The 23,809-nt window shown below is 69.2% G+C and carries 25 protein-coding genes and 3 pseudogenes; 16 read left to right on the top strand and 12 right to left on the bottom strand.

The features are described 5' to 3' along the window. Window positions 1-180 precede the first annotated feature (180 nt). The 9 genes and pseudogenes from AD428_RS06100 (at window position 181) to AD428_RS06065 (ending at window position 7,193) form a co-directional block, all read left to right on the top strand. Entirely contained in the window at window positions 181-1,041 is an 861-nt protein-coding gene (locus AD428_RS06100; protein ID WP_053244542.1) for a TauD/TfdA dioxygenase family protein, read from the top strand. Beyond that, the gene (locus AD428_RS06095; RefSeq protein ID WP_053244541.1) at window positions 1,038-2,051 is read left to right on the top strand and encodes a 2-hydroxyacid dehydrogenase; all 1,014 of its coding nucleotides are present in this window, start codon (window positions 1,038-1,040) and stop codon (window positions 2,049-2,051) included. Before AD428_RS06100 ends, AD428_RS06095 begins: the two co-directional genes overlap by 4 nt. 40 nt (window positions 2,052-2,091) lie before the next feature. Then, window positions 2,092-3,072: a tripartite tricarboxylate transporter substrate binding protein gene (locus AD428_RS06090; protein ID WP_235489267.1), complete on the top strand. Its 981-nt coding sequence runs from the start codon at window positions 2,092-2,094 to the stop codon at window positions 3,070-3,072. Window positions 3,073-3,080: 8 nt separating this feature from the next. Then, window positions 3,081-3,881 (top strand): HpcH/HpaI aldolase family protein, encoded by an 801-nt coding sequence (locus AD428_RS06085; RefSeq protein ID WP_053244540.1) that lies wholly within the window; start codon window positions 3,081-3,083, stop codon window positions 3,879-3,881. A 4-nt stretch (window positions 3,882-3,885) separates the two neighbouring features. Next, a pseudogene (locus AD428_RS29295) lies at window positions 3,886-4,488 on the top strand (SMP-30/gluconolactonase/LRE family protein); the annotation flags it as partial. 103 nt (window positions 4,489-4,591) lie between these two features. Next, the gene (locus AD428_RS29290; protein ID WP_369798705.1) at window positions 4,592-4,876 is read left to right on the top strand and encodes an SMP-30/gluconolactonase/LRE family protein; all 285 of its coding nucleotides are present in this window, start codon (window positions 4,592-4,594) and stop codon (window positions 4,874-4,876) included. Continuing rightward, a complete protein-coding gene (locus AD428_RS06075) occupies window positions 4,873-5,856 on the top strand; it encodes a Bug family tripartite tricarboxylate transporter substrate binding protein (RefSeq protein WP_053244539.1) in 984 nt (327 codons plus the stop codon). Before AD428_RS29290 ends, AD428_RS06075 begins: the two co-directional genes overlap by 4 nt. A 23-nt stretch (window positions 5,857-5,879) precedes the next feature. Next, window positions 5,880-6,179: a DUF3303 family protein gene (locus AD428_RS06070; RefSeq protein WP_053244484.1), complete on the top strand. Its 300-nt coding sequence runs from the start codon at window positions 5,880-5,882 to the stop codon at window positions 6,177-6,179. A 120-nt stretch (window positions 6,180-6,299) separates the two neighbouring features. Continuing rightward, window positions 6,300-7,193: a LysR family transcriptional regulator gene (locus AD428_RS06065; protein WP_053244538.1), complete on the top strand. Its 894-nt coding sequence runs from the start codon at window positions 6,300-6,302 to the stop codon at window positions 7,191-7,193. A gap of 29 nt (window positions 7,194-7,222) precedes the next feature. Here the strand turns inward: AD428_RS06065 and AD428_RS06060 are convergent, their stop codons facing one another. The 6 genes and pseudogenes from AD428_RS06060 to AD428_RS06035 form a co-directional block, all read right to left on the bottom strand. After that, on the bottom strand, window positions 7,223-7,831 hold the full coding sequence (locus tag AD428_RS06060) for a tripartite tricarboxylate transporter substrate-binding protein (protein ID WP_432205839.1): 609 nt from the start codon (window positions 7,829-7,831) through the stop codon (window positions 7,223-7,225). Window positions 7,832-7,847: 16 nt separating this feature from the next. Next, window positions 7,848-8,819 carry a Bug family tripartite tricarboxylate transporter substrate binding protein gene (locus AD428_RS06055; protein WP_053244536.1) on the bottom strand — a complete coding sequence of 324 codons (972 nt, stop codon included), beginning with the start codon at window positions 8,817-8,819 and terminating at the stop codon, window positions 7,848-7,850. Between the two features lie 56 nt (window positions 8,820-8,875). Further along, window positions 8,876-9,750: pseudogene (locus AD428_RS06050) on the bottom strand (HpcH/HpaI aldolase/citrate lyase family protein). A 35-nt stretch (window positions 9,751-9,785) separates the two neighbouring features. Then, window positions 9,786-10,559 (bottom strand): enoyl-CoA hydratase/isomerase family protein, encoded by a 774-nt coding sequence (locus tag AD428_RS06045; RefSeq protein WP_053244535.1) that lies wholly within the window; start codon window positions 10,557-10,559, stop codon window positions 9,786-9,788. Between the two features lie 56 nt (window positions 10,560-10,615). After that, window positions 10,616-11,788 carry a CaiB/BaiF CoA transferase family protein gene (locus AD428_RS06040; protein WP_053244534.1) on the bottom strand — a complete coding sequence of 391 codons (1,173 nt, stop codon included), beginning with the start codon at window positions 11,786-11,788 and terminating at the stop codon, window positions 10,616-10,618. Window positions 11,789-11,816: 28 nt separating this feature from the next. Further along, window positions 11,817-12,749, bottom strand: a complete 933-nt coding sequence (locus tag AD428_RS06035; protein WP_053244533.1) for a 3-keto-5-aminohexanoate cleavage protein — start codon at window positions 12,747-12,749, stop codon at window positions 11,817-11,819. A gap of 128 nt (window positions 12,750-12,877) precedes the next feature. Here AD428_RS06035 and AD428_RS06030 point away from each other — a divergent pair, with 128 nt between their 5' ends. Continuing rightward, complete coding sequence (locus tag AD428_RS06030) at window positions 12,878-13,624, top strand: FadR/GntR family transcriptional regulator (RefSeq protein WP_053244479.1); 747 nt, start codon at window positions 12,878-12,880, stop codon at window positions 13,622-13,624. A gap of 56 nt (window positions 13,625-13,680) precedes the next feature. Here the strand turns inward: AD428_RS06030 and AD428_RS06025 are convergent, their stop codons facing one another. Both AD428_RS06025 and AD428_RS06020 read right to left on the bottom strand, forming a co-directional pair. Next, window positions 13,681-14,847 carry an acyl-CoA dehydrogenase family protein gene (locus AD428_RS06025; protein ID WP_053244532.1) on the bottom strand — a complete coding sequence of 389 codons (1,167 nt, stop codon included), beginning with the start codon at window positions 14,845-14,847 and terminating at the stop codon, window positions 13,681-13,683. Between the two features lie 13 nt (window positions 14,848-14,860). Next, window positions 14,861-15,325, bottom strand: coding sequence for a MaoC family dehydratase (locus AD428_RS06020; RefSeq protein WP_053244531.1), 465 nt, complete (start codon window positions 15,323-15,325; stop codon window positions 14,861-14,863). Between the two features lie 111 nt (window positions 15,326-15,436). On the opposite strand from AD428_RS06020, the gene AD428_RS06015 reads away from it, so the two are divergent. Together AD428_RS06015 and AD428_RS06010 are read left to right on the top strand one after the other, a co-directional pair. After that, window positions 15,437-16,453, top strand: a complete 1,017-nt coding sequence (locus AD428_RS06015) for an NADP-dependent oxidoreductase (RefSeq protein ID WP_053244530.1) — start codon at window positions 15,437-15,439, stop codon at window positions 16,451-16,453. 36 nt (window positions 16,454-16,489) lie between these two features. Then, window positions 16,490-17,002 (top strand): MarR family winged helix-turn-helix transcriptional regulator, encoded by a 513-nt coding sequence (locus AD428_RS06010; protein WP_053244529.1) that lies wholly within the window; start codon window positions 16,490-16,492, stop codon window positions 17,000-17,002. 44 nt (window positions 17,003-17,046) lie between these two features. Here the strand turns inward: AD428_RS06010 and AD428_RS06005 are convergent, their stop codons facing one another. After that, on the bottom strand, window positions 17,047-17,967 hold the full coding sequence (locus AD428_RS06005) for a LysR family transcriptional regulator (protein ID WP_053244528.1): 921 nt from the start codon (window positions 17,965-17,967) through the stop codon (window positions 17,047-17,049). Between the two features lie 111 nt (window positions 17,968-18,078). Here AD428_RS06005 and AD428_RS06000 point away from each other — a divergent pair, with 111 nt between their 5' ends. The 4 genes from AD428_RS06000 (at window position 18,079) to AD428_RS05985 (ending at window position 21,578) form a co-directional block, all read left to right on the top strand. After that, window positions 18,079-19,440 (top strand): acyclic terpene utilization AtuA family protein, encoded by a 1,362-nt coding sequence (locus tag AD428_RS06000; protein ID WP_369798704.1) that lies wholly within the window; start codon window positions 18,079-18,081, stop codon window positions 19,438-19,440. Then, window positions 19,437-19,757 carry an AtuA-related protein gene (locus AD428_RS05995; protein WP_053244526.1) on the top strand — a complete coding sequence of 107 codons (321 nt, stop codon included), beginning with the start codon at window positions 19,437-19,439 and terminating at the stop codon, window positions 19,755-19,757. The genes AD428_RS06000 and AD428_RS05995 overlap by 4 nt, the downstream gene beginning before the upstream one ends. Before the next feature lie 91 nt (window positions 19,758-19,848). Further along, window positions 19,849-20,811 carry a Bug family tripartite tricarboxylate transporter substrate binding protein gene (locus tag AD428_RS05990; protein WP_053244525.1) on the top strand — a complete coding sequence of 321 codons (963 nt, stop codon included), beginning with the start codon at window positions 19,849-19,851 and terminating at the stop codon, window positions 20,809-20,811. Next, a complete protein-coding gene (locus AD428_RS05985; protein ID WP_235489265.1) occupies window positions 20,808-21,578 on the top strand; it encodes an SDR family oxidoreductase in 771 nt (256 codons plus the stop codon). The genes AD428_RS05990 and AD428_RS05985 overlap by 4 nt, the downstream gene beginning before the upstream one ends. A gap of 54 nt (window positions 21,579-21,632) precedes the next feature. Here AD428_RS05985 and AD428_RS05980 read toward each other — a convergent pair whose 3' ends face one another. The 3 genes and pseudogenes from AD428_RS05980 to AD428_RS26700 form a co-directional block, all read right to left on the bottom strand. After that, window positions 21,633-22,436, bottom strand: a complete 804-nt coding sequence (locus AD428_RS05980) for a family 1 encapsulin nanocompartment shell protein (RefSeq protein WP_053244524.1) — start codon at window positions 22,434-22,436, stop codon at window positions 21,633-21,635. After that, window positions 22,429-23,487 carry a Dyp-type peroxidase gene (locus AD428_RS05975; RefSeq protein ID WP_053244523.1) on the bottom strand — a complete coding sequence of 353 codons (1,059 nt, stop codon included), beginning with the start codon at window positions 23,485-23,487 and terminating at the stop codon, window positions 22,429-22,431. The genes AD428_RS05980 and AD428_RS05975 overlap by 8 nt, the downstream gene beginning before the upstream one ends. Before the next feature lie 92 nt (window positions 23,488-23,579). Continuing rightward, window positions 23,580-23,809: pseudogene (locus AD428_RS26700) on the bottom strand (hypothetical protein); the annotation flags it as partial.

The raw sequence follows: 23,809 nt of genomic DNA, 5'->3' as shown, positions 1-23,809 counted from the left end.
GCCTGAAACCGCGCCCGCGCGCGTTCCCGCAGCCGCGGCGGCAGGCCCGCCCGGCTCCTTCCCGACCCATCAATATGGCTTATGGCTGGCGGCAAAACCGTGATTAGAAAGCCGCGGGCAAAGACCGGACAATGAACTCGCTTTCCCGGTTCCCCGTCCTCTTTTCCCGCAGGCCCTGCCATGACCTACACGCTGAAACCGCTCACCCCCGTGCTGGCCGCCGAAGTGACCGGCATCGACCTGACCGAACCCGCCGGCCCCGCGCTGCGCAAGGCGCTGTACGACGCCTGGATCGAGCATGCCGTGCTGGTGATCCGCGACCAGCGCCTCACCGCGCCCCAGTTCGCGGATGCGGCGCGCCTGTTCGGGGACATTCTCGTGCAGCAGCTCAAGCAGTTCGTGCTGCCGGACTATCCCGAAGTGGGCACGATCTCCTCGCGCGACCTGCCCATCCGCGACGGCAGGCTCCACGTGCGCGGCGAGGAATTCCATACCGATCATTCCAATTACCCCGCGCCGCCGAAGGCGACGATGCTGTACGCCATCAACCTGCCGGACCGCGGCGGCGACACCCAATTCGTCGACGTGCGCGCGGCCTATGACGATCTGGACGAAGCGACCCGGCGGGCCATCGCGGGGCTGCATTCGCGGCACGTATACGAAAGCAGCCGCAGCACGCGCAAGATGGCCGAACTCACGCCCGAGCAGCGGGCCGCAATTCCGCAGGCCCTGCAGCCGCTGGTGATCCGCCATCCGGAAAACGGGCGGCCCGCCCTGTACCTGAACACCGGCCGCATGGAAGGCATAGCAGGCATGCCGGACGACGCAGCCCATGCGCTGATCGCCCGCCTTTTCGCCCACGCCACCCAGCCGCGCTATGAATACCGGCATCAGTGGAAACCGGGGGACCTGGTCATCTGGGACAACCGCAGCGTCATGCACCAGGCCAACGCCGACTACGACCCGACGCAGCTGCGCTACCTTTACCGGATCATGCTGCAAGGCGCGCCGCTGCAGGCCTACGAAGAGGTGCCCGCGTGAGCCCGCGCGAATGCGACGGCGCGGCGGAGCCGGCCGCCCGCCGTTTTCTCGCCTGTCTGGACGTCTGGACGCCAGCGGTGCAGGAGGCCGTGCGGCGCAACGCCCCGCCGGAACTGGATCTGCATTTCGCCCGCAGCTATGACGAAGCCGAGCAGGCCGCCCTGATCGCGCAGGCCGATTTCGCGCTGGTGGGATGGGCCCGGGTCAGCGAGGCCCTGCTTGCCAACGCGCCCCGGCTGCGGTTCATCGAGAAGTGGGGCATCGGCGTGGACCGCATCGATGTCGATGCGGCGCGCCGCCGGGGCATAGGCCTGGCCATCACGGCGGGGTCGAATGCGGGGCCGGTGGCCGAGCACGCCGTCATGCTGATGCTTGCGGTGAGCCGGCGCCTGGCGCAGGCCGACGCGGCGCTGCGGCAGGGCCGCTGGCTCAAGGCCGAAATGCGCGAGCTCTGCCACCAGCTCGGCGGCAAGACGGTCGGGCTCTATGGCTTCGGCCATATCGGGCGCTCGGTCGCCAGGAAGCTGTCGGGTTTCGAAGCGCGCATCCTGTACACCGATCCGCAGCGCGCGGATGCCGACACCGAGCGCGCCCTGAACGCCACGCGGGTGGATGTTGCCGTGCTGCTTGCCGAATCCGACATTCTCAGCCTGCACGCGCCGGCCACGCCGCAGACGCGCCGCATGCTGGACGCGCGCGCGCTGGCCGCAATGAAGCCGGGCGCCATTCTCATCAACACGGCGCGCGGCGAGCTGGTCGATACCGCCGCCTTGCTGGACGCCCTGCGCAGCGGCCATCTGCGCGGCGCGGGGCTGGACGCTTTCGATCCCGAACCGCCCCCCGACGACTGCCCCCTGTATGCGCTGGACCAGGTGGTGCTTACGCCCCACATGGGCGGAGCGGCCTTCGACAACGTGGAGCACGTGGCGCGCCACGCCCTGGGCAACATCATGAAGGTGCTGCGCGGGGAACCCCTGGCCCCATCCGATATCGTGGTGGAGCCCCGCTGATCCGCATGCCTTCCATAACAACGACACAGGAGACGAAACCATGCGCACCCGGTTCAGCAACGCCCTGGCCTGTATGACGCTCGCGCTGGCCGCGGGCGGCGCGGGCGCCCAGCCTCCGGCCCAGGCCCCGCAATACCCCACCCGCCCTATCCGGCTGATCGTTCCCTTCACGCCCGGCGGCGGCACGGACATCCTGGCGCGGGTGGTGGCCGAAAGCATGTCGCGCCGCCTGCCGCAGGCCGTCGTCGTCGAGAACCATGCGGGCGGCAACACGCTGATCGCCACCGAGCTGCTGGCCAAGGCCGAGCCCGACGGCTACACGCTGCTGATGCAGACCAACAACCTGGCTGTGAATCCGACCCTGTACAAGCATCTCGATTTCGACACGCTCAAAGACCTGGCGCCCGTCTCGCTCGTGGCGCGCAATCCGCACGTGCTGGTGGTGAACCCGAAAGTGCCGGCCCGCAGCTTCGCGGAATTCATCACGTATGCCAAGGCCCATCCAGGCCAGATGCACTTTGCCTCGGCGGGCAGCGGAACGGTCAACCACCTGACCGGCGAGCTGCTGAAGATGCAATCGGGCATCGACATCGTCCACGTGCCCTACCGGGGCAGCGGCTCGGTCATGCCCGACCTGCTGGCCGGACGGGTCGAAATGCAGTTCGCCGCGCTGCCCGTGGTCAGCGGCTACATCCGCGACGGGCGCCTGCGGGCGCTGGCCGTCACCACGCGCGAGCGTTTCAAGGGCCTGCCCGAGGTGCCGACCATCGCGGAAAGCGGCTACCCCGATTACGACTTCAGCTCCTGGTTCGGCATCCTCGCGCCGGCCGGCACGCCCGCGCCCGTCATCGGCCTGCTCAGCGCCCAGGTCGGACAGGCGCTGGCCGACCCGAAAGTCATCGAGCGGCTGTCCGACTACGAGCTCATCGGCTCCACGCCCCAGGCGTTCGGCGATTTCCTCCGCGCCGAAATCACCCGTTCCGCCGACATCGTGAAGCGCTCCGGCGCCTCCATAGACTGAGGAAACGCATGAACACGCCCGCTTCCCTGCCCAATCCCCTGATGGACCGGCTGCGCGCCGGCGGCCTCGGCCTGTCGATGATCGTCAAACAGTGCCGCAGCGTGGATGTCGTATCCGCCGCGCTGGGTTGCGGCTACGACGCCCTCATGATCGACCTGGAACACGCGTGCATCGGCGAGGAAGCGGCGGCGCAGATCTGCGTCGCGGCTTTGCTCGGCGGCCTCACGCCGCTGGTGCGCATTCCCTGCCACGACAGCCACTACGCGGCGCGCATCCTGGATGCCGGCGCCGCGGGCATCGTGGCCCCGCACGTGACCTGCGCCGAACAGGCGCGCTGCATCGTGGCCGCCTGCCGCTTTCCGCCGCGGGGACAACGCTCGGTGGCGGCGCAATGGCCACAGCTGTCGTACCGCAGCGTCCCCGCCGCCGAAGCCCGCCTGCTGATCGAGTCGCAGACCGTGGTGATCGCCATGCTGGAGTCGCCCGAAGCCATCGACAACGCCGAAGAGATCGCCGCCGTGGAAGGCGTGGACATCCTGCACATCGGCAGCAATGACCTGTGCGATACCTACGGCATACCCGGCCGTTTCTCCGATCCGCGCATTCTCGACGCCTACCGGCGGGTCGCGGCAGCCTGCGGGCGCCACGGCAAGTACCTCGGCGCGGGCGGCCTGGGCTCGGCTCCGGAGGTCCTGGAGCAGGTCGTCGGCCTGGGCGCGCGCTACGTCACGGCGGGCAACGACTGGGCATTCTTCGTGCAGGCGGCGCGCCAGAAGGCCGCCGCCGTGCGCGCCCTGCATCCGGGCTAGCCGGATGCGCGCTTTTCGTGGCGCGCCCTTGCCCGCCGCGCCCGGCACTTTTTCCCCTGGGAGTCTGTTCATGCGCATCATTGCCGAAGACCTGTGGTTTCCCGAAGGCCCCGTCGCCCTGCCGGACGGCGGCTGGCTGGTGGTGGAGATTCGACGCCAGACCCTGACGCGCATCGACCCCGACGGCGGCAAGCGCGTCGTCGCGAAGCTGGGCGGCGGCCCCAATAGCTGCGCGCTGGGGCCGGACGGCAAGGTCTATGTCTGCAACAACGGCGGCTTCAAGTTCGTGCAGCGCGCGGACGGCCGCATGGTCACGGCCGGCCAGGCCGACGACTACTCCGGCGGCCGTATCGAGCGGGTCGACCTGGACACTGGCCGCTTCGAGGTGCTGTACGACCGGGTGGGCGCCAATCCGGTGCGCGGCCCCAACGACCTGGTCTTCGACGCGCACGGCGGCTTCTATTTCACCGACCCCGGCAAGACCCGCCACCGCGACGCCGACCGCGGCTGCGTATGCTATGCGCGCGCCGACGGGTCGCTGATCCGCGAAGTCATCTTTCCGATCTCGCGCCCCAACGGCGTCGGCCTTTCGCCCGACGGCAAGACCCTGTACGTGGCCGAAACCGAGACGGCCCGGTTGTGGGCATGGGAAGTGGCCGGGCCCGGCGAACTGCGCCACGCCCCGGCCCCCTCCGCCGCACGGCGGCCGCCTGGTCGCCGCGGGCCCCGGCTACCGCCGCTTCGACTCGCTGGCGGTCGAAGCGGGCGGCAATGTCTGCGTGGGCACGCTGGACGTGGGCGGCATCACGGTCATCACGCCGGACGGCGACACGAGCTTCGTGCCCGTCGAGGGCGACACCCATATCACCAACCTGTGTTTCGGCGGCCCGGGCCTGCGCACGGCCTGCGTCACGCAGTCGTACGCGGGACGCCTGGTCGAGCTGGACTGGCCGCGCCCCGGCCTGCCGCTCAACTATGGAGGGCTTGCGCCATGAAACGCCGCGATATCCTGGCCGCGCTGGGAGCCGGCGCCGCCTGGGCGGCCCTGGGCCGGACCTGGGCCGCGCCGCCCTATCCCGAGCGCGCCATCCGGCTGCTCATTCCGTTCTCGCCAGGCGGTTCCACCGACGTATTCGGGCGCCGCTACGGGCAGGCCATGGGACAGCGCCTGGGCCAGAGCGTGGTGGTGGAGAACAAGGCCGGCGCGGCGGGCGCCATCGCGGCGATGGCCACGCTGCGCGCGCCGGCGGACGGCTACACGCTGATGCTGGGCACCTCCAGCAACACCACCGCCGGTCCCGCCACCAACCCCGCCTTCGAATACGACCCGCGCAAGGACTTCTCGGCCATCGGCATCATGGGCGTGCAGCCCATGGTGCTGGCCGTCAACCCCGGACTGCCGGCGCACACGCTGGCCGAACTCGTCGCGCTGCTGCGCGCCAATCCCGGCAAGTACTCGTATGGTTCGGGCGGCATCGGCGGCATCTCGCACCTGACCGGCGAGTTCTTCAAGGATCGCGCCGGCGGCCTGAAACTCGAGCACATCGTCTACAAGGGCAGCGGACCCGCATTGCAGGACCTGCTGGCCGGCCGCGTCCAGGTCATGTTCGACAGCGCGGTGCCTCACCTGCCGTTCGTGCAGGCGGGCAAGGTCCGCATCCTGGCGACGTTCTGGCCCAAGCGCATCGGCGCCCTGCCCGACGTGCCCACGACGCGCGAGGCGGGATATCCCGATCTCGTGTCCGCCACCGCCCTGTTCCTCCTGGGGCCGCGGGGCATTGCGCCCGAAGTCTCGGGCCGCCTTCAGGGCGCGTCCCGCGAGACGCTGTCCGATCCGGCGTTCCGCCGCGGCATGTCGGAAATGGGGATCGAACCGCCCGACGAAGTGTCCGCGGCCTCCGCGGCCCGGTACATCGCCGAGGACATGGACAAGTGGGCCCGCATCGCCAGGAACATTTCACTGCAACTCGGCTGAACGCCAGCCGCAAGGAGAGCCCCATGCTGTTTCTGGTCATCAGTTCGCCGCGCCCCGAGCGCCCCTCGTCCATGCGCCCCGGCCAGAAAGCCTATTGGGATTGGCTCAACGGGCTGGAAGCGGCCGGCGTGGTCCGGCACGTGTGGAACAAGGTCGGCCGCGGCGCCATCGTCGTGCTGGAGGTGGACTCGCACGAGAAGCTGCATGTGCTGCTGAACCAATGGGCCGAGCACGTGCCCGCCTCGTTCGAGGTGTATGCGGTAACGCCGAAATCGTTCCAGGAAACCATCGCGCGGCAGGGAACCAACCCGCTGGAACTGTGACGCGGTCCGCGCGCGGCGGCGCTGGGCCGCGGCCGCGCGCGCAGGCATAATGCTTCGGTAGCGCCCCGCCGCAGGCACCCGCGGCCGGCGGAGCGCGGACCCGCATGCCGGAGGCCCGCAGTGAACCTGCGCCAGTTGGAAGTCTTCCACGCCATCATCAAGGCCGGCTCGGTCACGGGCGCGGCCCGCGACCTCTGCGTCACGCAGCCGGCCGTCAGCGCGGTGCTGAAACATACCGAGCAGCAACTGCGCATGAAGCTCTTCGAGCGCATCGGCGGACGCCTGCACCCGACGCCGGAAGCCCTGGCGCTGCTGCCCGACGTAAACGACATCTTCGGGCGCGTGCAGGCGGTCCAGCGCGTCGCCCAGGAACTGCGCGACGGCAGGGCCGGCCAGCTCGTCGTCGCCACCTCGCCCACGCTCGTCAACGCGCTGCTGCCCGAGGCCGTGGCGGCGCTGCGCAAGCTCAGCCCCCAGCTCGGCATCTACGTGCGCTCGCTGCCCACGCCGCTGGCCATCGACAGGGTGTCGCGCCGCGAAGCCGACATGGGCGTGGTGTACGCGCCGGTCGAAGACCCCGCGGTGGACACCACGCCGCTGGCCAAATCCGAGATCGCCTGCGTGGTGCGCAAGGACCATCCGCTGGCCTCGCGCCGACACGTCGACGCGCGCGACCTCGGCAGGGAACCCGTCATCTCGCTGGGCGCATCCACCCGCCTCGGGCAGGCCATCGCCGAAGCCTGCAAGCGCCGCTCCATGGCGCCGCCGGCCGTGGGCATCGAGGCCAGCTCGTCGCTGACGGCCTGTCTCATGGTGAAGCACGGCGCGGGCGTGGCGCTCGTGGACCGCCTCAGCGCGCTGCCGGCCGGCCTGGACGATCTGGTCTTCCTGCCGTTTCGGCCCCGCATCGAGTTCGGCGTGGTGCTCGTCTACCCCCGCGACCGCCCGCGCTCGCTGGCCGCGACGCGCCTGGCCGACCTGCTCGCCGACACCGCGCTGCGCGCCGGCTTCTAGCTTCCAGCCCGGACCGTCCCCGCGTTCCGCTATTCCGGCTTCAGGCCCGCCGCCCGGATCGCCTCGCCCCATTTCTTCACGTCGTCGCGGACCTCGCGGTCCATGGCGCCGGGCGTGTCCAGCGCGCGCTCGTAGCCCAGCTCGCGCATCTGCTTCTGCATGTCGGGATGGCCGGCGGCGGCGGCCAGGGCCTGGTTCAGGCGGGCCACCACGTCGTCGGGCGTGCCGGCCGGCGCCATCAGGCCGTACCAGATGCGGACTTCATGGCCGGGCACCTTCTCCGCGATGGCGGGCGGGTCCGGCAGGCTCGCGACACGATGCGCGTCCGCCACCGCCAGCCCACGCAGCTTGCCCGAGCCGATGTACGGCTGCGCCGGGTTGATGGCGGCCGACACCAGCGGAATGTGGCCGGCCAGCAGGTCGGACAAGGGCTGGCTCGAACCTTTGTAGGGCACGTGGGTCATGCGCGCGCCGGTCATGTGCACGAGCAGCTCCACGGCCAGGTGCTGCGGCGTGCCCACGCCGGGCGTGCCGTAGCTGACCTGGCCGGGATGGGCCTTCGCACAAGCCAGCAGCTCGTCCAGCGTGCCGAAGGGCGACGCGGGGCCGGCCGCCAGCACGATGGGCGACGTGGCGATGATGCCTACCCCGCGCTTATTGAGGTTCGATGCCCGCCTGCCTAACCTTCTCGCCCCACACCGATTTCTGCCGCGCCACGAAGGAGCCGAATGCCGCGGCCCGGGCCGGCGTGGGATCGGCGCCCATCTGCCTGAGCTTCTGCTGGATCTCGGCGGACGAAACAATGCGGTAGAGCGTGTCGGCCAGGCGCGCCGACACCGCCTCGGGCATCCTGGCCGGTCCGAATATGCCGACCCAGGCTGCCAGGTCGAAGCCGGGCTTGCCCAGCGCTTCGGACACGGGCGGCAGATCGGGCGCGAGCGTGCTGCGCCGCTCGGTGGACACCGCCAGCGCCCGCAGCGCGCCGCTCTGGATGTGCCCCGCCGCCGACGCCAGATCCACGAACATGAACGTGGTGCGCCCGCCGATCACGTCGGTCATGGCTTGCGGCGTGCTCTTGTAGGGAATGGCGGCGGCCTCCATGCCCGTTATCTTGTCGAAGGACGCCGCGGCGATCTGTCCGGTGCTGTTGCCGTATGCATAGTTCACCGCGCCGCGATGCGCCTTCCCATAGGCCAGCAGCTCGGCCACGTTCCTGGCCGGCACCTTGCTGCCCACCACCAGCACGAACGGAAAATTGCATACCTGCACCAGCGGGGTGAAATCGGCGACCGGGTCGTAGCGCAACTGCTTGAACAGGTAGGGATTGGAGGAATGCGTGGTGTTGGTCGCCAGCATGATGGTGTAGCCGTCGGGTTGGGCGCGGGCCACGAAATCCGAGGCGACCTGGCCCGAGGCGCCGGCCTTGTTCTCGACGATGACCGGCTGGCCCAGTTCGCCTTGCAGCTTTTCGGCGATCATGCGCGCCACGATGTCGCTGGCGCTGCCCGCGGCGAATGCCGTGATCATGTGCACCGGCTGCGACGGGTATGCGGGCTGGGCTTGCGCCGAGGCGCACGCGAGCGTGGCGAAGACGGCCGCGCACAGCTTTCCTGTTAGTGAATGCATGGTGTGTCTCCTTCGGTAGAGAGGCCCCCGCCATCTGCGCGCGGTGGGCCCGCGCCCTATTGCGGCGCGGGAACGTTCGCCAGGATGCGCTGGGCCTGCTTGAGGTGCGGGCGGTCCAGCATTTCCCCGTCGAGCTGCAGCGTTCCCACGCCGGGCGACTGCTCGAACGCGGCCACGATGCGGCGGGCCCGCTCGATGTCGGCCGCGTCCGGCGTGAACGCCTGGTTGATCGGCGCCACCTGGTCGGGATGAATGGCGATCTTTCCGCTGAAACCCGCGCGCCGGGCGCTGGCGGCGTCCTTGGCCAGCCCTTCCGGGTCGCGGAAATTGCCCCAGATGGTGTCGATGGCGGGCACGCCCGCGGCATGCGCGCCCAGCAGACACAGCGAACGGGCCATGCGGTAGGTGAAGTCGTACTCGCCGTTGTCCAGGCGGTTGCTGGCCGCGCCCACCGCCGCCGCCAGGTCTTCCGCGCCCCAGGTCAGTCCGCGCAGGCGCGGGCTGCATCCCGCATAGCCGCCCAGCGTGAACATGGCCTGCGGCGTCTCCGTGGCCACGGGCATGATGCCGATGCCGCCCAGGGCCAGGCCGTCGCGCGCTTCCAGCGCGCTGAGGTAACGGTCGAGCAGGACGATGTCGGCCGCGCCGTTGACCTTGGGCAGCAGGATGCCCGCGGGCGCGCGCGCGCCACCGCGGCCAGGTCGTCCAGCGCCAGCCCGGAGTCCAGCGGGTTGATGCGCACCCAGAGCTGCGCCGCCGCGCCCCGGTTGGCCTCCAGGTACTCGCGCACCATGCCGCGCGCCAGCGGCAGCCGCGAAGCCTCGACCGAATCCTCCAGGTCGAGGATCAGGGCGTCGGCGCCGGCGCCCGCGGCCTTGGCCTGCTTGCGTTCGCTGTCGCCGGGCACGAACAGTAAAGATCTCAAAGGCATGGGAACTCCCGTCAATGGTTGGTGTTGCGGTCCGCTCAGCATCCGCGGAAATGCGGCTTGCGCCGTTGCGCGAAGGCTTTCGTTCCTTCCTGCACGTCTTCCGAGGTCTGCAGCAGCCGCAGGAAGACCTGCTCCATGCGCAGCCCCGCAGCGAGGTCCAGGTCGCGGCTGCGCAGCGCCAGCTCCTTGGCGGCCTGCACGGCCAGCGGCGCGTTGGCGGCCAGGCGGCGCGCGTACGCCATGGCGGCGTCCATCAGTCCGTCCGCCGGCACGACCTGGTTGACCAGCCCCCAGCGCGCCGCCGTGGCGGCATCGAACCTGTCGCCGATGAGCAGCATCTCCATGGCGATGGCGTGGGGCAATTGCTGGATGATGCGCTGGGTGCCGCCGTTGGCCGGAAACACGCCCCGCTGCACCTCGCTCAACCCGAAAACGGCCGACTCGCAGCAGACGCGCAGATCGGTGGCCAGCAGCAAGGTCATGCCCCCGCCCAGGCAATAGCCGTTGACGGCCGCCACCACGGGTTTCCAGAGTTCGATGCCCCGGTTGAGCAACTGGTCTTGCTGGGTGCGCATCAGGGCGCCCAGGCCGGGCGGCGCGCCGATGAAGGACTTGAGGTCGGCGCCGGCGCAGAACGCCTGGTCGCCCGCGCCGGTGACGACGGCCACGCGGATCGCGTCGTCGTCGCGCACGCGCTGCCACGCCTGCGACAGCAGCGCGTAGTGCTCGGCATCGAGGGCATTGCGTCTTTCGGGCCGGTTGATGGTGATGGTGGCGACGCCGTCGCCGACGGAAAAGTCGATGGACACCGGGTTGTCTCCTTCTATGACGCCGCGGTCCGCGGGCGGACCGGGCCGGCCGGGGCTCAGGCTTGCCCGGCGATGCGGTCTATGTCTTGCGGGCCGTAACCCAGCGAAGCGAGGATCTCGCGCGTGTGTTCGCCCAGCGCGGGGGGCGGCCGCTGCGCGGCGGGGCGCTCGCCGTCGAACCGCAGGGGCTGGGACACCACCCGCAGCTGCGCATCCGCGCCGCGCGGCAGCTTCTGGATCATGCCGCTGGCCAGGGTGTGCGGATGCGCCAGCACCTCGGAAACGCCCAGGATGGGCGCGCACGGAATGCCCACGCGGGAAAACCGTTCGATCCAGGCGTCGCGCGTGTCGCGCGCCAGCAGCGCGGCCACTTCGGCCAGCACTGCCTCGCGGTGCGCCACGCGCCCGGCATTGGTGGCATAGCGGGCGTCTTCCGCCAGGGCCGGCGCGTCCACCTCGCGGCAGAATGCCTGCCACAGGGTGTCGTTGGCCACGCCCAGCAGAATGGGGCGGTCGCTGGCCTGGAACACCTGATAGGGGCACAGCGACTCGTGGGCGGAGCCCCAGCGCCGCGGCTCGGCGCCGCGCTCCCAGAAGCTCTGCATGACGTAGGCCATGAACGCCATCGAGGTGTCGAACAGCGACGCTTCGATGCGCGAACCTTTGCCGGTGCGCAGGCGCTTGACGGCCGCCGCCAGGATGCCGATGGCCGCGTGCATGCCGGTGGCCTGGTCGATGGGCGAGATCGGGCTGCGCACGGGCGGCCCGTCTTCCTCGCCGGTCAGCGCCATCATGCCGCTGAACGCCTGCAGAATCACGTCGTAGCCCTTGCCGTCGCGCAGCGGCCCCTGGCTGCCGAATCCGGAAATGCTGCAATAGATGACATCGGGACGCAGCGCCGCCGCGCTGTCGTAGTCGATGCCCAGCCGCCGCGCCACGCCCGGCCCGAAGCTCTCGACCACGATGTCGGCGCTCGCCAGCAGGCGCAGCGCCGCTTCCCGTCCGGGTTCCGACTTCAGGTCCAGCGCCACGCTCCGCTTGTTGCGGTTGGCGCTGAGGAACACCGTGCCGTCGCCATCGCGAAACGGCGGCCAGTGCCGGGTATCGTCGCCGCGCGGCGATTCCACCTTGATGATCTCCGCGCCCATGTCTCCCAGGTACTGGGTGCACAACGGCCCGGCCAGCACCTTGGAGAAATCGACGACCCGCAATCCCTGCAACGCATCCATGCCTGTCTCCTTGCGCAGGTGCCGGCAATCAGAACGCGACGTTGTCGCGGCCCTTGGTCTGTATCATTTCGCGCGCTTCCTGCGGCGTGGCGATCTCCAGGGAAAGCTCTTCGAGAATGCGGCGGATCTTCGCCACCTGCTCCGCGTTCGAGACGGCGAGCCTGCCCTTGCCGGCGTAAAGGCTGTCTTCCAGCCCCACGCGCACATTGCCGCCCAGCAGCGCGCTCATGGTGACGAAGGACATCTGATGCTTGCCGGCCGCCAGCACCGAGAGGTAATAGTCTTCGCCGAAAAGACGATCGGCGATGGTGCGCATGTGCAGCAGGTTGTCGTGGTCGGCGCCGATGCCGCCCAGGATGCCGAAAATGCACTGCAGGAAGAACGGCGGCTTCACCAGGCCGCGGTCCGCGAAATGGGCCAGGTTGTACAGATGCCCGACGTCGTAGCACTCGAACTCGAAGCGCGTGCCCATGGCGGAAAGTTCGCCGATGCCGCGCTCGATCTGGCTGAACGTGTTGGAGAGAATGAAATCCCGCGTCATTTCCAGGTAGGGCTGCTCCCAGCTATGGCGGAACGCGCGGATGCGCTCGCCGGCGCCCGAGATATTGAAGTTCAGCGAACCCATGTTCATGGACGCGACTTCCGGCTGCGCCCATTTGGCCGGGGCCAAGCGTTCGTCCAGCGTCATGCCCAGGCCGCCGCCGGTCGTGATGTTGATGATGGCGTCCGTGCGCGCCTTGATGTCGGGCAGGAATGCCGCAAAGCGTTCCGGGCTCTGGTCGGGCCTGCCGGTTTCGGGGTCTCGCGCGTGCAGGTGCAGCATGGCCGCGCCCGCCTCGGCGGCGGCCACCGCGTCGTCGGCGATCTGCGCGGCGGTGATGGGCAGGTGCGGCGACATGCTGGGCGTATGAATGGAACCCGTAACGGCGCAGGTAATGATGACCTTCGGTGATTTCTTCATGATGTCTCCTCGCCTCGGCTTGCCGCCTCGGTTTCTGTGTTTGCCCATGCTAATATTCAACCAGTCAATGGTCAAACAATTAAAATCATGGCCGCGCCATGGAAAACCCTTAACTAGACGATCACGCCATGAAACCCGATTCCGCTCGCACGGCGGCGTTGCCGCAACTCGATACCCTGCGCATCCCCAAATCCTGCGACGTCCTGGCCGACCATCTGCGCCAGAAGATCCTGGACGGCAGTTTTCCGGACGGCGCCATGCTGCCGGGCGAGCGCGACCTGGTGGAGCAGACCGGGCTGAGCCGGGGCTCGGTGCGCGAAGCCCTGCGCATCCTGGAAGCGGAGGGCCTGGTGAGCACCCGCCCGGGCCGCTACGGCGGCTCGCGCGCCACCCGGCCGACGGGCTCCACGGTATCGCGCCAGATCGCCCTCTTCGCGCGGGGCAGCCGCCTGCCGCTGGCTTCCATCATCGAGGCGCGCGAGGCCATCGAGCCCCCCATCGCCGAACTCGCGGCGCGGCATCGCACGGACGAGGATCTGGCCACGCTGCGCCAGATCGACGCCCGGCTGCGCGAAGCCTATGCCGACGTTCCCCGCTATCTCGCGGAAAACGTGAACTGGCATTGCGCGCTGGCCGCGGCCAGCCGCAATCCCCTGCTCGAAGCCTTCATGCGCTCGATCGCCAACCTGATCCACGAAGCGTCCGCCCTCAAGGACTTCGCCACCGACGAAGTGCGCAGCCTGGTGCTGCAGGCCCACGCCCGCATCCTGGACGCGGTCGAGAAGCAGGACGCGGACGCGGCCCGGCGCCGCATGGCGCGCCACGTCCAGGCCTATTCGGTTCATCTGCGCAGCCTCCTCGATCGACAGGACTGAAGCGGCGCCCGCGGAGCGCGGCGCTCATGGCGAAGCGCCGGGCCCGGACGCGGGCGCTAGTACGACTTGGGCAGCCCGAGCACGCGCTCCGCGATATAGCTCAGGATCAGCTGGATGGACACCGGGGCGATCCGCGGCAGCATCGCCTCCCGGAAATATCTCTCCACGTGGTATTCCTTCGCGTAGCCCATGCCTCCGTGCGTGAGGACCGCGGTTTCGCAAGCGCGGAAACCCGATTCGGCGCAGAAGAACTTGGCCGCGTTGGCTTCGGCGCCGCACGGCAGCCCCTGGTCGTAGAGCCAGGCCGCGCGCCGGTAGAGCAGTTCGGATGCCTCCAGCTCCACCCACCGTTCGGCCAGCGGATGCTGGATGCCCTGGTTCTGGCCGATGGGACGGTCGAACACGATGCGATCGGCGGCATACCCCGCCGCCCGCCGCAGGGCCGCCCGGCCCAGGCCGGTGGCCTCTGCCGCCAGCAGCACGCGCTCGGGGTTCAGGCCGTGGAGAATATATGAGAAGCCCTTGCCCTCTTCGCCGATCCGGTCTTCGACCGGCACTTCCAGGCCGTCGATGAACAGCTCGTTCGAGTCCACCGCCTTGCGCCCGAGCTTCTCGATTTCGCGCACGCTCACCCGGCTGCGGTCCAGGTCGGTATAGAAAAGGCTCAGGCCATGCGTCGGCTCGGTTACCTGGTCCAGGGGCGTGGTGCGCGCCAGCAGCAGAATCTTGTTCGCCACCTGCGCAGTGGAAATCCAGATCTTCTGGCCGTGGACCACGTAGCGGTCGCCCTGCCGCACGGCCAGGGTGCGCAGCTTCAGGGTATTGAGGCCGGTGTTCGGCTCGGTGACGCCGAAACACGCCTTCTGCTCGCCGCCGATGATGGGAGGCAGCCAGCGCGCGCGCTGTTCGTCGCTGCCGTGCACCACCACCGGATGCAATCCGAAGACGTTCATGTGAATGGCCGAGGCGCCCGCAAGCCCGGCGCCGGAGGCCGCCACCGCCTCCATCATCAGCGCCGCCTCGAAAATGCCCAGACCCGATCCTCCGTACTGCGCCGGCATCGCGATGCCCAGCCAGCCCGCAGCCGCCATGGCGCGGTGGAACTCCTCGGGAAAACCGCCTTCACGGTCTTTGCGCAGCCAGTAATCGTCGTCGAAACGCGCGGCCGTGTCCTGCACGGCGCGGCGGATGGCTTCCTGCTCTGCGGTCAGGGCGAAGTCCATGGATTTCCCCTGCTCAGGCCGCGCGACGCGCGGGTCGGCGCAGCATCAGCGCCACGCGCCGGCAGGAGGCCACCAGTTCGTCGCGCTGGTTGTAGGCGCGATGCGCAAACACCACGATGCCGTTTTCCGGGCGCGACTTGCTGTCCCGCATCTCCAGCACTTCGGTTTCCACGTGCAGCGTGTCGCCGGGAAACACCGGCCGCGGGAAGCGCACTTCGTCCCATCCCAGGTTGCCTACCGTGGTGCCCAGCGTGGTGTCGGACACCGAAATGCCCACCATCAGCCCGAGCGTGAACGCGCTGTTCAGGATGGGCCGGCCGAATTCCGTGCCCTTGGCATACTCGGCGTCGAGATGGATAGCCGCGGGATTGTGCGTCATGGCGCTGAACAGCACGTTGTCCGCTTCCGTCACGGTGCGCCGCACGTCGTGAAGAAAGCGTTGCCCCAGTTGGAACTGCCCGTAATACAGCCCAGCCATTTTTCGTCTCCCCGCACCCATGAAGCCGCGGATGCTCTATAGTCGGTTAAAAATATCCTACCATAATGTATTCATGCATACTAAATAGGTGACAACCCGAGGAGACTCCGCATGTCCGCACGCTCCAACCGCCAGATCGTCCTCAAGTCGCGGCCGCTGGGCATACCCCGCGCCGAGCATTTCGAGATCCGCGCCGCGCCGGTGCCGGCGCTGCAGCCCGGGCAGTTCCTGGTGCAGAATCTTTTCCTGTCGGTGGATCCGGCCATGCGCGGCTGGGTCAATGCGGCGGCCAATTACTCGGAGCCGGTCGGCCTGGGCGAAGTCATGCGCGCTTTTGCCGCCGGGCGGGTGATCGCCTCCCGCCATCCCGAGTATCCGGAAGGCGCGCTGGTCATGGGCATGCTGGGCTGGCAGGAGTACGCCGTCAGCGACGGCCAGGCGATCCGCCGGCGGGTGACGGAAACGGATCTGCCACTTTCGCTGTCGCTCGGGGTGCTGGGCCTGAACGGCGTGACAGCCTATTTCGCGCTCCAGGAGCTGGGCGAGCCTCGCCCGGGAGAGACTGTGGCGGTTTCCACGGCAGCCGGCGCCGTGGGCTCCATTGCCGGGCAACTGGCCCGCCTGCGGGGCTGCCGCACAGTGGGCATCGCCGGCGGCGCGGACAAGTGCGCGCTGTGCCTGTCGGAGTTCGGCTACGATGCCGCCATCGATTACCGCCAGCCGGATTTGCCCGACGCGCTGCGCCAGTCCTGCCCGGACGGCATCGACGTGTACTTCGACAATACGGCGGGCCTCATCAGCGACGCCGTCCTGCCGCAGATCAACCGGCACGCGCGCATCATCGTCTGCGGCACGGCGTCCGTCGCCAGCTGGGACCCCTGGCCGCAGGGGCCCCGCGTCGAGCGCCACCTGCTGAACAAGGCTGCGCGCATGGCGGGCTTTCTGATATGGGACTATGAACATCGCTACGAAGAGGCCATTGCCCATCTCGCTCCCCTGGTGCGCAGCGGCGAACTGCGCTTTCGCGAGGAAATCCTCGATGGCCTCGAGGCCGCGCCGGGGTCCATTGCCGATCTGTACGAAGGCACGAATCTCGGCAAACGCCTGATCCGGCTCGCGGATCGCTGATGCGACCGGCCCCGCTTCCCGACCTCTCCCCCGCTCATGACAAACAAGAAACACGCTCCCTCCCCATCCGGCAACGCGCGCGACGGCGCCAGGCCCCCGCCCCACGACAACTGGGATCAACGGCTGGGCTTCCTGATGCACGATGTCTCGCGCCTGCGGCGCAAGGTGTTCGACGAGGTCATGAAACCCGAAGGCATCACGCGCTCGCAGTGGTGGGTCATGGCGTACCTGTCGCGCCACGACGGCATGTCGCAGAGCGATCTCGCCGAAATGCTGGACATCGGGCGCGCCGCGCTGGGCGGGCTGATCGATCGCCTCGAAGCCCAGGGCCTGGTGCGGCGCGACGCCGATGTCCAGGACCGCCGTGCCAAGCTGGTGTACCTGACCGACGCGGGAGGCGCCATGATCGACCGCATGCGCGCCAAGAGCGACCAGATGAGCGAGGCCATTCTCCAGGGGCTGAGCATCGCGCAGCGGCACCAACTGGCCGACATGCTGAGCCTGGTGAAGCGGAACCTGCTGGACTTCAAGGGCTTGCCGTCCGGTTGAGCGGCCCGGAGCCCTCCGGCCCCGGAAAAGGCGCCGCGCGCGTCTTAGCGCCTGCGGCGCGCGGCGCGCCGGGGCGGCTCCGGGATGGGCGCGTCCGCGATCCGCTCCCACATGGCCTGCGCCGCCGGCGACAGGGAGCGGTTGCGGCGGCGGATGCGGTAAATGGGCCGGTGGGCGCTCGCATCGGCGATGGGCAGCGCCGCCAGCTCGGGCCGGCCGCACAGCGGCAGGGCAAGCATGGGCACGATGCTGACCCCGAATCCCGCCGCCACCAGCCCCGCCAGCGTGCCGAACTGCGACACCTCCAGCCCGCTGTCCCGCATCGACGCCGCGGCCAGCAGCGGCTGGGTGTAGTGCCACACGCTGCCGAAGCGGGTGGTCTGCACGGCCACTCTGCCGCGCAGCTGCCGCAGCGAAACCGCCGCGTTCGCCGCCAGCGGATCGTCCTTGCGGCACAAGAGCCGGAAAGGCTCGTTGAAGAGCAGCACCGACTCGAATTCCAGATCGTTGCCCGGCACGGCGTTCAGGCCGAAATCCACGTCGCCCGCCGCGATCATGTCGAGGCTGCGCTCCGAAATGACGTCATGGAGCCGCAGCACGATCGCGGGATGCTCGGCGCGGAAATCGGCGAACAGGCGAGGCAGCCAGTCCGAGCTGAGCGAAGGCGGCGCGGCAATGGCGACACGCCCCTGATTGAGCTGCGACTGGTTGCGTATGGCCGAAAGCGCGGCCTGCCATTCGGCGTGGATGCGCCTGGCGCCCGTGAGGAAAAGCTGCCCTTCCGCCGTCAGGCTCACGTTGCGCGTGTCGCGGTCGAACAGGCGCGCGCCCACCTGTTCTTCCAGGCGGCTGATGATCTGGCTGAACGCCGATGGCGAGACGTTGCACCGGTCCGCCGCCACCGAGAACTTGCCGGACTCGGCCAGGGCCAGAAAGGCATCGACCAGGCGACCCGAGATATTCATGTTGCGCCTCGTCCGCTAATTATGTGGTTTTTCAACATAAAGGTTCGAATAAATCCATTTTACTTAGCAAACTACCTGACGCAATCTAGGCGCGCTGACAGGAGGATGAGCATGGATGTTCTGAATGTGGGCTGCGGCGCGGGGTTTTCCGGGGACCGCCTGGATGCGCCGGCGCCCGTGGTGCGGACCTTGATTGCGCGCGGCGCGCCCGCCGCGCTGATTTTCGAAACGCTGGCCGAGCGCACCCTGGCCTTTGCCCAGATCGCCCGCCGCAGCGACCCGGCCAGGGGCTATGAAGCGCTGCTCGAGCCGCTGCTCAGGCCCATTCTGGCCGACTGCCTGGCGCACGGCATCGTCATCGTGGGCAACTTCGGCGCGGCCAATCCGCCGGGCGCGGCCCGGGCCATCCTGCGCGTGGCCGGGGAGCTGGGCCTGCCGGCGCCCCGCATCGCGGTGCTGGAAGGAGACGATCTCTCGGCGCGCCTCCAGCGCGGCGGTCCGCTGCGCGCCGCGCTGGGCGCGGACTTCGACGAAACGCGATTCGTCAGCGCGAACGTTTACCAGGGCGCTTTCGAGATCGCGCAAGCCATCCAGGCCGGGGCCCAGATCGTGGTCGCGGGCCGGGTGGCCGATTCCTCGCTCACGCTGGGACCGGCCATCGCCCATTTCGGCTGGACGCGCGAGAACTGGGATGCGCTGGCCGGCGGCACCATGGCGGGCCATCTGCTGGAATGCGCGGCCCAGGTCACCGGCGGCTACTACGCGGACCCCGGAAAGAAAGACGTGCCCGGCCTGGACGACGTGGGCTTTCCCATTGCCGAAATCCAGGCCGACGGTTCCTGCGTGGTGAGCAAGGCCGACGACACCGGCGGCATCGTCAACGCACGCACGGTAAAGGAGCAGCTCCTATACGAGGTGCACGACCCCGCCGCCTACCTGACGCCCGACGTGGTGGCCGACATCGGCGAGGCCACGGTCGAGGAAGTGGCGCCCGGCCGCGTGCGGCTGGCGGGCGTGCGCGGCCATCCGCGGCCGCTTACGCTCAAGGCCGCGGCCTTCTTCGAAGGCGGATGGGCGGGCGACGCCGAGATTTCCTACGCCGGCCCCAACGCCGAAGCCCGCGCCCGGCTGGCCATGGAAGTCATCCGCAAGCGCCTGGGCGGCCTGCTCGACCTGCGTTTCGATCTCATCGGCCTGTGCAGCATCCTGGGCGACGACGCCGGCCGCATGCTCGCCGGCATTCCCGCGGGCGGCGCGACCGACGTGCGTCTGCGCGCCGCGGCCAGGCATGACGACCCGGCGCTCATCGACCGGCTGCACCGCGAGGTCACCGCCCTGTGGACCGGCGGCCCGGCCGGCGGCGGCGGCGTCAAGACCAGCAAGCGCCAGCGCCTGGCAATGCGCAACTTCTTCGTCCCTCGGGAGCTCGCTCCCGCCTCTTTCCACTTTGCCGGCCGGGAGTCCCGCCCATGAACGCCGCACCCCTCACGCTCTATGACCTGGCCCACGCGCGCACGGGCGACAAAGGCAATCACTCCAACATCAGCCTGATCGCGTACCGGGCCGAGGACTATCCGCTGCTGGTGGAATGCGCCACGCCCGAGCGCGTGGCCGCGCACTTCGCCTATCGCCGGCCCACGGCGGTGCGGCGCTATCTGCTGCCGCGCATCGGCGCCCTGAATTTCGTGCTCGAGAACGTGCTGGACGGCGGTGTGAACGATTCTCTGGACCTGGACCTGCACGGCAAGTCGCTGTCGTTCCACCTGCTCGCCATGCCCCTGCGCGGCTAGGGCGGGCGGCGCGCCCCGAAGACCATTGCGCACAAGCGCATCGCACGACCGCAGTACCCCGCAGCACCCATAACGACACGAGGAGACAACCATGCTTCGCAACTTGCTCATGGCCGTGGCGGCGGCCGCGGCCCTGCTGGGCAGCGGCGCGCCGGCCGCGGCCGCCTATCCGGACCGGCCCATCCGCGTCCTGGTCCCGTTTCCCGCGGGCAGCGCCACCGACCAGCTCGCCCGGCTCGTCAGCGGCGAAATGCAGAAGATCCTGGGGCAGCCCATGGTGGTGGAAAACCGCCCGGGCGCACAAGGCATCATCGCGGTGGGCGCGCTCACCGAAAGCCCGCGCGACGGATATACGCTGATGATCAGCGCCAACACCGCTATCGCCGCCAACGTCAGCCTGTTCAAGAAGCTGCCCTACGATCCCCGCAAGGATTTCACGCCCGTGGCGGGCCTGGGCTCCAACCTGCTGGTCCTGATGGTGCGTTCCGATTTCCCCGCCAGCGACGCCAGGGCCTTCATCGAGTATGTGAAACGGCATCCCGGCAAGCTGTCCGCGGGATTCGGCTCATCCAGCTCGCAGGTGTCGCTGGCCATGCTGAAGTCCAAGGCCGGCCTGGACGTGCTCGCCGTGCCCTACAAGGGCATTCCGGACGCCGTCACGGACGTGCTGGGCGGCACCCTGGACTTCACCTTCGTGGACGCGGCCAATGCCATCGCCCAGGCCAAGGGCGGCCGCCTCAAACCCATCGCGATCACGGCCGAAAAGGAAAGCGCGCTCACGCCCGGCTGGCCACCCCTGGCGCAATCCGTGCCGGGCTTCGACATCACGGCGTGGTTCGCCCTGGTGGGCCCCTCGGGCTTGCCGCCGGCGGTGGTGGACAAGCTGACGCAGGCGGCGCGCGACGTGCTCGGCCAGCCCGCGCTGGCCAAACGCATGATCGAAACCGGCATCGCGCCCGGCTACCAGGATCCCCGGGCGCTGACGCAATTCATCGACGTCGAAATCGACAAATGGGCCGACCTCGTCAAGAAAGCCGGCATCGAGCCCCAATGATTCCACGCGAAAAGGACGCCATCATGCACAAGACCATGCTGGTCACGGGCGGCGGCCGCGGCATCGGCGCGGCCGTTGCGAAGGCCGCCGCCCGCCAGGGCTACGCGGTATGCGTGAACTACCTGCGCAACGGCCAGGCGGCCGAGGCCCTGGTGGACGAGATCGCCCGCGCGGGCGGCCGCGCCGTCGCCGTGCAGGCGGACGTGAGCCGGCAGGACGCCGCGGAACGCTTGTTCCGCGCGGTCGACGAGACGCTGGGGCCGCTGGACGTGCTGGTGAACAACGCCGGCATGCTGGACAGCTGCCGGGTGGAGGACATGGACGAAGAACGGCTGGAGCGGATTTTCCGGGCCAATGTGTACAGCATGTTCTTGTGCGCCCGGCAGGCGGTGCGGCGCATGTCCACCCGCTTCGGCGGGCGTGGCGGCGCCATCGTCAACCTGTCTTCCGTGGCCTCGCGGCTGGGCGGGCTTGCCGGCGGCAGCCACTATGCGGCCACCAAGGGCGCCATAGACAGCTTCACGCTGGCCCTGGCCAAGGAGGTCGGCGCCGAGGGCATACGCGTCAACGCGGTGCGGCCGGGCCTCATCCAGACGGACATCCACGATGTGCACGGCGGCCAGGCAGCCATGGAGACGCTTGCCCGCACCACGCCTTTGCAGCGCTCGGGCGCTCCGCAGGAAGTGGCCGAAGCGGTGCTCTGGCTGGCCTCGCCCGCGGCATCCTATGTGCACGGCACGGTGGTGGACGTCGCGGGGGGCCGGTAGCCGCTGGTGGCGGCCGGCAGGGCCGGCGGGCCCCGGGCGTTCAGGCCGCCAGGCTCAGGCCGTCAGTTCCAGCGACACCGACGCTTCGCTCGTCAGCATCTGGAAGGTGAGCGTTTCGCGCAGGTACAGGCGCACGACCCTGTCGGTGTGGCTCTGGTAGCCGATGGAGAGATCCTGGCCCAGGTGCAGTTCGAAGTCGCCGCCGCGCGTGGACAGCACGCTGCCGCCGTTGATGGCGGGCGCCCAGATGATGTCGCCGCTGACGATATTGCGCAGGTGCTCGATGATGGGGTAGCCGCCGTCGCGTCCTTCGGTGAGGGCGGTGTAGGCGTCGGCGCCCAGCAGCACGGAGTACGGGCCGTCCACGCCCGCCAGCCGCAACTGCTCCAGCGCGTTGCCGATGGCGGCGGGATAGTCGGCCACGGTCTGCGGCAGGGCGAGCCTGGCGTTGGAGGAGCCTTCGCGGATGCCCACGATGCCCGCGGCCTTGTAGCCGTCGAAGATGGCGCGGTCTTCGGCATAGGCGAGCTGGGTGGCGGCGTCCTTGGCGGGCTGCCAGTCGGAATCGTTGGCGCCGCGTTCGACGTCGTCGATGGCGTCGCGGCTAAGCTCGAACGGCACGGTCAGCTCCACGATGGGCCGCACTTCGCGAACCCGGGCGTCCACGCCCTTCTGCGGCGGGGAGATGGCGCGCAGGTGGCCGGTTCCCACGGCCGCCAGCTCGAGGCCGCCCGGCTCCTTCACGTCGACCACCCGGCGGCCCGCCACGGAGCGGCGGAAGGTGCGCGCGACTTCGTCTTCGATCTGCGACCAGGCCGCGCTGGAAATGGGAGCAAGTTCGCGATGCAGGTTATTCATGCTGGGGTTTTCCTTTGAGAGAGCCGATGTTCAGGGAACCGTCATTGCGCGCCGCGGGCGCCTCGGGAGGCGCCGCGGCGGGCTGGCTGACGCCGCCGCCCTGCGGGACGCGCGTTTCGAGCGCTTCGAGCAGTTCGGCGGAAGGGACGAAAAACAGGCCGCCCGTGGCCGCCCGGCTGAAGTCGAGCAGCCGGTCGTAGTTGCCCGGCGGCTTGCCGACGAACATGTTCTCGAGCATCTGCTCGATGGGCGCCGGCGAACGGGCATAGCCGATGAAGTAGGTGCCGAACTCGCCCGATCCCGGCCGGCCGAACGGCATGTTGTCGCGCAGGATCTTGATTTCCTGGCCGTTTTCCTCGAGCGTGGTCAGCGAGCTGTGGGAATTGGTGGGCTTGACCGCCTCGTCGAGCTCGATGTCCGACAGCTTGGTGCGGCCGATGATGCGCTCCTGCTGTTCCACCGTGAGCGCGTTCCAGCCGTCCATGTCGTGGATGTACTTCTGCACGAGCACGTAGCTGCCGCCGGCGAAATCGGGATCTTCGTCGCGGATGAGCGTGAAGTCCACGGCTTCCTGGCCAGCCGGATTCTCCGTGCCGTCGACGAAGCCGACCATGCTGCGCAGGTCGAAATAGCGGAAGCCGTGCACTTCGTCCACGACCTGCACCGCGCCATCGAGCTGGGCCATGGCCTGGGTGGCGAACTCGAAACAGAGGTCCATCTGGTCGGCGCGTATGTGCATGAGCAGGTCGCCCGGCGTGCCGATGGCGTGGCGGTCGCCGCCGTGGAACTCGCGGAACGGGTGCAGCCCGGCCGGCCGCGGGTCGCCGAACAGCGTGTCCCAGCCGTTGTCGCTGAACCCGAGCACACAGGAGAGATTGCCGGCGGGCACGCGCTTGCCGACCGAGCGCACCAGCGCCGCGAGGTTGCCGCACAGGGCGCGTATCTTGTCGGCGCTCTCGCTGCCCGGCGCGATGGTGGCGACCATGAAGATGGCGCTGCGGGTAACCGGCGCCACCACCGGCTGGGGTTGGGGAATATCGAGGTTAGGCATGTAGCTCCGTCATCAGGCATGAGGTCGTCGATGCAGTAGCCATATTATGCGCGACCCGGGCATACGGGAAACCCGAGGCTCCGCGGGGCCGGCTATGCGGGCGGCGCGCCGGGCAGTCGTCGTCCGTTGCGCCGCGGCGCGGACGGAGCGGACAGCGCGGCCGCCGGCGCCTCGGGATCCTGCTGCGCCAGTTGCGGCGGCACGCAGGCCCTGACGATCTCCGCCACGGCATTCACGCGGACGGGCACGAGCCGGTCCGACCGGACGAGCAGGCTCAGCGCCAGCGGCGCCAGTGCATACCCTGGCAGCACGCGCACCAGGG

The sequence above is a fragment of the Achromobacter sp. DMS1 genome (genome assembly GCF_001270295.1).
Note: the sequence above shows the minus strand (reverse complement) of the source record. Positions and strands in the feature narration are given on the sequence as shown.

Excerpts from the sequence above, each read along its gene's own strand:
- AD428_RS06100 (WP_053244542.1), top strand. The coding sequence starts at position 181 with ATGACCTACACGCTGAAACCGCTCACCCCCGTGCTGGCCGCCGAAGTG.
- AD428_RS06090 (WP_235489267.1), top strand. The coding sequence starts at position 2,092 with ATGCGCACCCGGTTCAGCAACGCCCTGGCCTGTATGACGCTCGCGCTG.
- AD428_RS06085 (WP_053244540.1), top strand. The coding sequence starts at position 3,081 with ATGAACACGCCCGCTTCCCTGCCCAATCCCCTGATGGACCGGCTGCGC.
- AD428_RS06075 (WP_053244539.1), top strand. The coding sequence starts at position 4,873 with ATGAAACGCCGCGATATCCTGGCCGCGCTGGGAGCCGGCGCCGCCTGG.
- AD428_RS06070 (WP_053244484.1), top strand. The coding sequence starts at position 5,880 with ATGCTGTTTCTGGTCATCAGTTCGCCGCGCCCCGAGCGCCCCTCGTCC.
- AD428_RS06055 (WP_053244536.1), bottom strand. The coding sequence starts at position 8,819 with ATGCATTCACTAACAGGAAAGCTGTGCGCGGCCGTCTTCGCCACGCTC.
- AD428_RS06040 (WP_053244534.1), bottom strand. The coding sequence starts at position 11,788 with ATGGATGCGTTGCAGGGATTGCGGGTCGTCGATTTCTCCAAGGTGCTG.
- AD428_RS06035 (WP_053244533.1), bottom strand. The coding sequence starts at position 12,749 with ATGAAGAAATCACCGAAGGTCATCATTACCTGCGCCGTTACGGGTTCC.
- AD428_RS06030 (WP_053244479.1), top strand. The coding sequence starts at position 12,878 with ATGAAACCCGATTCCGCTCGCACGGCGGCGTTGCCGCAACTCGATACC.
- AD428_RS06025 (WP_053244532.1), bottom strand. The coding sequence starts at position 14,847 with ATGGACTTCGCCCTGACCGCAGAGCAGGAAGCCATCCGCCGCGCCGTG.
- AD428_RS06020 (WP_053244531.1), bottom strand. The coding sequence starts at position 15,325 with ATGGCTGGGCTGTATTACGGGCAGTTCCAACTGGGGCAACGCTTTCTT.
- AD428_RS06015 (WP_053244530.1), top strand. The coding sequence starts at position 15,437 with ATGTCCGCACGCTCCAACCGCCAGATCGTCCTCAAGTCGCGGCCGCTG.
- AD428_RS06010 (WP_053244529.1), top strand. The coding sequence starts at position 16,490 with ATGACAAACAAGAAACACGCTCCCTCCCCATCCGGCAACGCGCGCGAC.
- AD428_RS06005 (WP_053244528.1), bottom strand. The coding sequence starts at position 17,967 with ATGAATATCTCGGGTCGCCTGGTCGATGCCTTTCTGGCCCTGGCCGAG.
- AD428_RS06000 (WP_369798704.1), top strand. The coding sequence starts at position 18,079 with ATGGATGTTCTGAATGTGGGCTGCGGCGCGGGGTTTTCCGGGGACCGC.
- AD428_RS05995 (WP_053244526.1), top strand. The coding sequence starts at position 19,437 with ATGAACGCCGCACCCCTCACGCTCTATGACCTGGCCCACGCGCGCACG.
- AD428_RS05990 (WP_053244525.1), top strand. The coding sequence starts at position 19,849 with ATGCTTCGCAACTTGCTCATGGCCGTGGCGGCGGCCGCGGCCCTGCTG.
- AD428_RS05985 (WP_235489265.1), top strand. The coding sequence starts at position 20,808 with ATGATTCCACGCGAAAAGGACGCCATCATGCACAAGACCATGCTGGTC.
- AD428_RS05980 (WP_053244524.1), bottom strand. The coding sequence starts at position 22,436 with ATGAATAACCTGCATCGCGAACTTGCTCCCATTTCCAGCGCGGCCTGG.
- AD428_RS05975 (WP_053244523.1), bottom strand. The coding sequence starts at position 23,487 with ATGCCTAACCTCGATATTCCCCAACCCCAGCCGGTGGTGGCGCCGGTT.